Source organism: Nocardia seriolae NBRC 15557 (assembly GCF_007990715.1).
Classification (GTDB): Bacteria; Actinomycetota; Actinomycetes; order Mycobacteriales; family Mycobacteriaceae; genus Nocardia; species Nocardia seriolae.
The window spans coordinates 22,689-31,523 of sequence record NZ_BJWY01000094.1 but is presented as its reverse complement, the minus strand read 5'-3'; the positions used below and the strand labels follow the sequence as shown (position 1 = coordinate 31,523).

4 protein-coding genes and 1 pseudogene are annotated in these 8,835 nt (G+C 70.9%); 2 read left to right on the top strand and 3 right to left on the bottom strand.

Translation table 11 applies throughout. The features are described from left to right. The 3 genes and pseudogenes from NS2_RS25040 to otsB form a co-directional block, all read right to left on the bottom strand. The coding region (locus NS2_RS25040; protein WP_147207298.1) for a phosphoketolase family protein at window positions 1-1,748 on the bottom strand (1,748 nt) is incomplete at its 3' end. Between the two features lie 27 nt (window positions 1,749-1,775). Then, window positions 1,776-2,696: a universal stress protein gene (locus NS2_RS25035; protein WP_033088429.1), complete on the bottom strand. Its 921-nt coding sequence runs from the start codon at window positions 2,694-2,696 to the stop codon at window positions 1,776-1,778. Window positions 2,697-2,856: 160 nt separating this feature from the next. Continuing rightward, window positions 2,857-6,779, bottom strand: a pseudogene (gene otsB, locus NS2_RS25030) (trehalose-phosphatase). 213 nt (window positions 6,780-6,992) lie between these two features. On the opposite strand from otsB, the gene NS2_RS25025 reads away from it, so the two are divergent. Together NS2_RS25025 and NS2_RS25020 are read left to right on the top strand one after the other, a co-directional pair. Beyond that, entirely contained in the window at window positions 6,993-7,988 is a 996-nt protein-coding gene (locus tag NS2_RS25025; RefSeq protein WP_033088430.1) for an Acg family FMN-binding oxidoreductase, read from the top strand. A 182-nt stretch (window positions 7,989-8,170) separates the two neighbouring features. Next, window positions 8,171-8,818, top strand: coding sequence for a response regulator transcription factor (locus NS2_RS25020; RefSeq protein WP_033088431.1), 648 nt, complete (start codon window positions 8,171-8,173; stop codon window positions 8,816-8,818). Window positions 8,819-8,835: the final 17 nt, after the last annotated feature.

The following is an 8,835-nucleotide window of genomic DNA, read 5'->3' as shown; positions in this document are numbered from 1 at the left end:
GCGACCACCACATTGACCCGGCCGCGGCTGCGCAGGCAGTGGTCGAAGACGTGCAGCAGGCAGTTGGCGTCCGGGGGCAGATACACCCGGCTCACCTCGGGCCGCTTGCTGAGCACGTGGTCGATGAAACCCGGATCCTGATGCGAGGCCCCGTTGTTGTCCTGCCGCCACACGTGCGAGGTGATCAGGTAGTTGAGGCTGGGAATGGTTTTCCGCCAGGGGAATTCGGCCGCCATGTGCAGCCATTTCGCGTGCTGCACGACCATGGAGTCGACGATGTGGGCGAAGGCCTCGTAGGTGGAGAACACCCCGTGCCGCCCGGTCAGCAGGTAGCCCTCCAGCCAGCCCTGGCACAGGTGTTCGGAGAGCACCTCGAGCACCCGGCCGTCGGGACTCAGACGGTCGTCGCCGGGAATGCGCGGCAGTCGCCACCGGCGGCCGGTCGCCTCCAGGACGGCGTCGAGGCGGTTGGAAGTATGCTCGTCCGGGGAGAAGAACAGCAGATTGTGCGGATTCTCGACCAGCGCGTCGCGCAGGTAGCGGCCCAGCACCCGGGTCGCCTCGGCCGATTCGGTTCCCGGCGTGGCGAATCCGACGGCGTAGTCACCCGGGCGGGGCAGCCGCAGATCCACGCTGTCGCGGCCGTGCGCGGCGGGGTCCGCGCTCATGCGCAGGTGCTGGGGGTGCAGCCGGGCGATGCGCTCCACCGGCCGCCCGTCGGGCTGGAACAGTTCGCCGGGCCGGTAGGAACGCAGCCAATCCTCCAGCTGCGCAAGATGTTCCGGATTCTCCCGGACCGCGGTCAGCGGCACCTGATGCGCCCGGAACGTGCCCTCGATCGGGAGACCGTCGACGTATTCCGGCCCGGTCCAGCCCTTGGGGGTGCGCAGCACGATCATCGGCCGGCACGGCACCCGCGGGTCCAGCCCGAACTCGCCCTGCTCGCGAATCTCCTTGATGCGCGCGAACGCCTCGTCCAGCACGGTCGCGTAGCGGGCGTGCACCTTGCGCGGATCGTCGCCCTCGACGTACATCGGCTCCCAGCCGTGCGCGGTGAGCAGCCGGTCCAGGTCACCGCGCTCCATCCGCGCCAGCAACGTCGGGTTGGCGATCTTGTAGCCGTTGAGGTGCAGGATCGGCAGCACGGTGCCGTCGGTGACCCGGTCCAGGAAGTGCGGCGCGTGCCAACTGGTGGCAAGCGCGCCGGTTTCGGCCTCGCCGTCGCCGATCATGCACGCCACCACCAGATCCGGATTGGCCAGGGCGGCCCCGGTGGCGTGGGCCAGCGAATAACCGAGCTCGCCGCCCTCGTGGATGGAACCGGGCAGATGCGGTCCGGCATGACTGGGCACCCCGCCCGGGAAGGAGAACTGCCGGAACAGCTCTCGCATGCCGGGCAGATCCCGGCCGACCCGGGGGTGATACCGCGAGTAGGTGCCCTCCAGCCAGGTGGCGGCGTTCAACGCCGCGGCGCCGTGGCCGGGACCCAGGACGAACAGCATCCGCTGCCCGGTGCGGGTGATCGCGCGATTGAGGTGGGCGTAGGTCAGGGTCACCCCCGGCACGCTCCCCCAGTGCCCGATCAGCCGCGGCTTGATGTGCTCGGGCCGCAGCGGCTCGGTCAGCAGCGGATTGTCCATCAGGTAGATCTGGCCCGCCGCAAGATAATTCGCGGCGCGCCACCAGGCGTCCAGATCATCGAGGGCGTCACCGGTTCCGGTGCGCGCGCCCGGCAGTGTCTGCGTCATCGAATCGCTCTCCGTCTCGGATCGTCCCTACTGATCGGCGTGTACGACCATGACCGGGCAGTACGCGTGCTGCACCAGTGCATGCGCGGTGGAACCGAGCAGCAGGCCCAGGAAGCCGCCGCGGCCACGATTGCCGACCACCACCAATTGCGCCATCGCCGACCATTCCCGCAGCCGGGAGGCGGGCTCGTTGACATAGATGCGCCGGGTCACGCGTACCTCCGGGTACTTCTCCTGCCAACCGGCCAGCCGCTCGGCCAGCAGCGCCTCCTCGACGGTCTCGAGTTCGTCGAGGGTGTCGGGGGCCGCGTCGGCGAAAAGGCCGGAGCTCCAATCGCTCCAGACGTGCACCGCGACCAGTTCCGCGCCGCGCTCGGCCGCCTCGGTGAACGCCGCGGCGATGGCGGGCTCGCTGACCGGGCCGCCGTCGATGCCGACCACCACCGGACCCGAGTCGCGAACGATATTGTCCGCATCGGGATCCGGGCGCACCACCACGACATTGCCCCGCGCGTGCGCGGTCACCGTCAGCAGCGTGGAGCCCAGATGCCCCAGCGTGCCCACGGTCCCGGTCGCGCCCAGCACCACCGCGTAGGCCCGCGCCGCGTGATCGACCAGCAGCTTCGCGCCGGTGTCGGCGTACATGTGCGCACTCACCCGCAGTTCGGGGCGCCCGGTGCAGGCGAGCACCTCGGCCGCGGCCAGCACCTTGCGGCCGCGCATCCGGACGGTGTCCAGAATCGCGGGCGTCATCACCTGGTAGGGACCGCCGAGCCGGGTCGCCCCGCTCACGTCCATGCCGTGCAACAGCTGCAATTCCCGCCCGCGCCGCAGGGCCAGATCGGCCGCCCACTGCACCGCCAGCTCCGAGCCCGGCGAACCGTCGACCCCGACCACCACTCCCGACGAGGCGAGGGTGTGCGGCCCGTCGTAGTCCAGCTCCGTCATGATCGTCTCCCACCGTGAGGTCCACCGATTGTCCCCTTCACGGTAGAAATGCCCACTTCCCCGGCACTGCGGCCGATCGTCACCGCCGCCAGGGTCCAAAGACAGCCACCGGAATCCGCCGGGCCGGGCACTGAACACGGGCGCGAGGCCGACCGCGAGTTCACTGCGCGCCCTCCGCCTTGGCGCCCACCCGCAGCCGGACCAGGTGGCCCGGGGCGAGTTCGCTGATGGTTGGGCCGCAGTGGATTTCGACGGGTGGGGCGGTGCCGGGGTCGGAGCGGACCTCGACCTCGGTGGTGGAGATGCGCAGGGTCAGGCGGTGGCCGCGGTAGATGATGGGGAAGGTGAGGGGGCCCAGTTCGGGGGGCCAGCAGGGGTTGAGGATGAGGCGGTCGGCGCGGATCTCGAGGCCGGAGAAGCAGCGTTGGACCAGGTCTATGCTGCCGGCCATGGCGCCCAGGTGGATGCCCTCCTCGGTGGTGCCGCCCTGGATGTCGGCGATGTCGGAGTCCAGGACGCGGTCGAAGAAGCCCATGGCGCGGGCGCGCTGGGAGCGGGCCAGCACCCAGGCGTGCACCAGGGCGCTGAGGGTGGAGCCGTGTGAGGTGCGGGCCAGGTAGTAGTCGACGGTGCGCGGAATGAGCTCGGCGGGCAGCTCGTAGCCCAGGTGGTCGAACACCTCGCGCAGTTCGTCGGCCGAGAGCAGGTAGAACAGCATGAGCACGTCTGCCTGTTTGGCGGCCCGGTAGCGGTTGATGTCGTCGCCCTCGGATTCCAGGATGCGGTCCAGGCGCGCGATGTCGGGGTAGGTGGCGCGGTAGCGGTCCCAATCCAGTTCGGCCAGTTGCTCGTACCCGGCGAACTGGCTGATGACGCCGTCGTGGAACGGGACGCTCAGGCGGCGGCTGACCGCCTCCCACAGGTCGGGCTCCTCGGCGGTGACGCCGAGGGATTCCAGCAGCCGGGCCCGATCGCGCGGGGCCAGCCGGCCAGGGCGTCGCGGGCGCGCAGGATGGTCCACGCCGCCATCACATTGGTGTAGGCGTTGTCGTCCACGCCGCCCTGCGCGGATTGCGGATAGCCGGCATGGAATTCGTCGGGGCCGATGACCCCGCGCAGGTGATAGCGGTCGGTCTCGGGATCGTATTCGGCGGCGCTGGCCCAGTAGCGCGCGATCTCCACCAGCATTTCCGCCCCGTATTCGGTGAGGAATTCGATGTCGCCGGTGACCTGGTAGTACTGCCAGACGTTGTAGGCGACCGCCGAGCCGATGTGACGGGCCCGCCAGCTGTGGTCCGGATTCCAGTGGCCCGACAGCGGATTGAGGTGCATGCGCTGGCTTTCCTCGCGCCCGTCGTTGCCCGACTGCCACGGGAACGCCGCACCCCGCAGGCCGGCGGTGGCCGCCACGCTTCTGGCCTCGGGCAACCGGCGGTAGCGATAGTGCAGCAGCGCGCGCGTCAGCGCCGGGAAACGCGGATTGAGGACCGGGAACACGAACAGCTCGTCCCAGAACACGTGCCCGCGATACGCCTCGCCGTGCAGTCCGCGCGCGGGCACCCCCACGTCCAGGTCGGCCGAATGCGGGGACAGGGTCTGGATCAGGTGCAGCAGGTGCAGGCGCAGCACCCGCACCGCGTGCGCGCCGTCCTCGAGGTCCAGGCGCAGCCGATCCCACAGGTGCTCCCAGGCGACGGTGTGGGCCGCCAGCAGTTCGGTGAACCGGCCCGCGGCCGACAACCAGCGGACCGCGTCCTCGTCCGGGGCCGACACCCCGTGATCGCGGCCGGTCACGATGACGACGGTCTTCTCGACGGTCACCTCGTCGCCGCGGCTCACCTGGATCACCCGATCGTGCCCGGCCACCCCCTCGGACTCGACGAATTCGGCTGCCGCCCAGCCGTCCACCGCACCCACGTGCACCTCGGTGCGCGCCGCCACCGCCACCGCGATCCGGGACTGCCCGGTCCGCACCACCGTCAGCGCCGACCCCGGGGACAGCTCCCGCACCTGCACCGGCTCCAGATGCCGATCCGCCAGTCCCGCGTACCGCGCCACCCCGCCGTTGCGCACCCCGGCGTCGACGGTCGATCGCACCGTCAGCGTGCCGGACCAGTTCACCGGGGTGATAACGGTTTCCAGCGCGCACAAGTGCGGAGACTGCATGGAGGCGAAACGGCGCTGGACCACGCCGGTGACCCGGCCGTCCCGGTCCCGGATGCGGATCCGGCGGCTCAGCACCGCCCGCCGCAGGTCGAATTCCTGCCGGTAGGACTGGATCTCGACGGCGTCGAGGTCGAACCAGTCGCCGTCGCCGATGCGGAAGGTGAGCGGCAGCCAATTGGGCAGGTTCACCAGGCTCTCGTTGTCCACCGCCCGGCCGCCGATCTCGTCGTAGAGCCGGTTGTAGACCCCGGCGACGTAGGTGGCGGGGTAATGCCGCTGTCCCGCAACCGATTCCGGTGCGGCCCCGCGGGTGGCGAGGTAGCCGTTGCCGACCGTGCACAGGGCCTCGCGCAGTCGTTCGCGGGCCGGGTCGTAGCCGTCGAAGGTGAAGGTCCAGGTATCGGAGGCGGGGCGGTCGACCTCGTGCGCGAGCAGCGTCACCATCCCCTCGAGGAATTCGCGCACCCGCCGCGGACCCGACAGCGCGTAGCGGGCGGCGGTGTAGCGATCGCCGAACTCGCCGTTGCGCACGATGATTCCGAGCCCGTCGGCGGTGACGGCGTCGAAGGCGTCCTCGTCGGTGAGGTCGTCACCGAGGTACACCGGCAGCACCGGCACCGTCAGGTGATCCAGAATCCAGCGCAGCGCGCTGCCCTTGTCCCAGTCCACGTCCGGCCGCAATTCCACCACCTTGCGGCCCGGCGCGGCACGCAGCCCGGTCTCGGCGGCGAGCGTGTGGGTCGCGGCGATCACCGCCCCGACCCGCTCGGCGGCCACCTGCCGATAGTGCACCGCGACGGTGTATCGCTTGTGCTCGAGGCGGACTCCGGGGATGTCGGCCAGCCGATCGCGCAGGGTCTGCACGGCCCCGGCCAGCACGCGCTCGGCGTCCGCGGCGACCTCATGCCGGTGCACGACGCCATTGGGGGCCTGGAGTTCGAAGCCGTGGCAGCCCGCGTACCAGATGCCCTCCACGCCCACCCGCCGGGTGAGGTCGCCGAGGTCGCGGCCGCTGATGATCGCGACCGGGCAGCGCTCGGCCAGCTCCCGCAGCGCCGCGCCCGCCCCGTCGACCAGGGCGGCGGCGCCGGGCTCGGGCACGATCTCCGACAGCGTGCCGTCGAAATCCAGTAGCACCGCGACCTTCTCGGTGTCGAACAGATCGCCCAGCCCGGGCCAGGAGTCGAGCACATTGGGCAGTGCCGACATCCGGTCGAAGCCGCCGTGCAGCCGCACCCCGGCCAGATCGGTCACCACCGCGTCCGCGCCCGCCGCGCGCAACCGGTCGGCGTGCTCGCCGCGGTCGACGCCGATCACCAGGCCGAAGCCCCCGATCCGGCCCGCGTGCACTCCGGCCTCCGAATCCTCCACCGCTACGGTGCGTTCGGGCTCCACGCCCAGCCGCCGCGCGGCCGCGATCAGCATGGCCGGATCCGGTTTGCCCGGCAGCTGAAGTTCCTCGGCGACCAGGCCGTCCACCCGCACCGGGAACAGCTCGTCCAGGCCCGCCGCGTGCAGCACCTCGGCGCAGTTGCGGCTGGCGGAGAATATCGCGGTGCCGATCCCCTCGGCTTGCAGGTGCCGCACCAGGGTGACCGTCGAGTCGAAGACCGGTACGCCGTCGCGGGCCACCAGCTCCAGGAACCGGCGGTCCTTGCGATCGCCCAGCGCGCGCACGGTATTCGAGTCCGGCGCGGCTTCGGCGTCTCCTTCGGGAAGCGAAATGCCTCGGGTGGCAAGGAAGTCCCGGACCCCGTCGTAACGCGGCTTGCCGTCGACGGCGGCCAGGTAGTCGGCGCGGGTGAAGGGCGAGAGATTCTCTCCCGGGGTCGGTGTGCGGTGTGTGAGGAACTCGTCGAACAGTTCCTTCCAGGCGGCGAAATGGATCGCGGCGCTGTCGGTCACCACCCCGTCCATGTCGAAGATGACGGCGTCGAAACGCCGCGTGTCCAGCAGTGGGGCAGTCACGTTCGAATCCACAGCTCGAGCATGAATCGCCGCGCCGGGCGGACGTAGGGTCCCCCGTCCCCTCGCTAACCCCCGGTCCAGCCCTACGCGCGGTGGCGGCGGTCGCCCAGGTCGGGGACCTTCGGCCCTGTCGGTGCGGAAATCGGTGCCTAGCGTGGAGATATGAGCGATGTACCCACCGGTGAGACCATCGAACGCGCGGTACTGCTGGCCGGGCGGGCGCCGTCGCTGCACAACAGCCAGCCCTGGCGCTGGGTGTTCGACGGCACCGCGCTGCAACTGTTCTCCGTCCCCGAGCGCCTGCTGCACGCCACCGATACCGGCGGCCGCCAGCTGCTGATCAGCTGCGGGATCGTGCTCGGCCACCTGGACGCCGCGCTGGCCGCGGCGGGCTGGCGCAGCCGGATCGCCTTCCTGCCCAATCCCACTCGGCCCGACCAGCTGGCCACGGTGACCTTCGCGCGCGCCGAGATCGTGACCGACGCCGACCGGGATCGCGCCGCGGCCATCACGCGCCGCCACACCGACCGCCTGCCCTACGCACCGCCGCCCGGCTGGGACGATTTCGAACTCGTGCTGCGCACCGTGGTCGCGCCCGAGGACGCGACGCTGGCGATCCTGCCCGACACCGCGCGCGCCGAGCTGGCGCACGCCGCGCGGCTCAGCGCCGTGCTGCGCCGCTACGATTCCTCGTATCAGGCCGAATTACATTGGTGGACAGGGCATTCCTTCAGCACCACCGGGGTACCCGCCGAGGCCCTGACCTCCGCCGGCGAGCAGACGCGCGTCGGGGTGGGGCGCGCCCTGCCGACCGTGGACGGTCCGCCGCGCCGCACCGAACTGCCCGCCGACCGCTCGGTCATCCTGGCGCTGTCCACCGACGGCGACTCCCGCGCCGAGCTGGTGCGCTGCGGCGTCGCGCTGTCGACGGTGCTGCTGGAGGCGACGGTGGCGGGGTACGCGACCTGTCCGCTCACCCACATCACCGAGCTGCCCCGGGCCCGGTCGGTGGTCGGGACCCTCACCGGCAACACCGCCCGCCCGCAGGTGCTGGTGCGCGTCGGGGTCGCGCCGACCGAGGGTGAAACCCCCGCCGCGACACCGCGACTGCCGCTCTCGGAGATCCTGACGGTGCTCCCGGCCGGACCGCGGCACTGACCCGGCCGTCGCCCGACCGGCCCGCTCGCCGCGGCAATTGCCCAGGTCGTGGCCCCGTTACGGCCGCCGGATCCGCAAGTCACAACCAAGATCACTTGCAGTGGGGACTTTCGGCCCCGAATGGTCATTCGCGCGAGGGGTTATGTTTGAGGTCACAGCCCCTCGCAGATCGGATCCCGGCCATGATCAAGGTGTTTCTCGTCGACGACCATGAGATCGTCCGTCGCGGCCTCGTCGACCTGCTCGAAAGCGACCCCGAACTCACCGTGGTGGGCGAATCGGGCGACGTGTCGCAGGCGCTGGCGCGCATCCCCGCACTGCGCCCCGATGTCGCGGTGCTCGACGTCCGCCTGCCCGACGGCAACGGCATCGAACTGTGCCGCGAATTGCTCTCCCGCATGGAGGGTCTGCGCTGCCTGATCCTGACCTCCTTCACCGACGAGCAGGCCATGATGGACGCCATCCTGGCCGGCGCCAGCGGCTACGTGGTCAAGGACATCAAGGGCATGGAGCTGGCCAAGGCCATCAAGGAGGTCGGGGCCGGGCGTTCGCTGCTGGACAACCGGGCCGCCGCCGCCCTGATGGACCGCCTGCGCCGCAGCGCCGAACCCGACGGCCCGCTGGCCGGTCTCACCGAGCAGGAGCGCAAACTCCTCGAACTGCTCGGCGAGGGCCTCACCAATCGCCAGATCGCCGAGCGCATGTTCCTGGCGGAGAAGACCGTCAAGAACTACGTCTCCCGGCTGCTGGCCAAACTCGGCATGGAGCGCCGCACCCAGGCCGCGGTGCTGGCCTCGAAGCTGCGCGAGGATCCGGCCCGCCGCCGCTGAGCGGTGATGATCGGGTC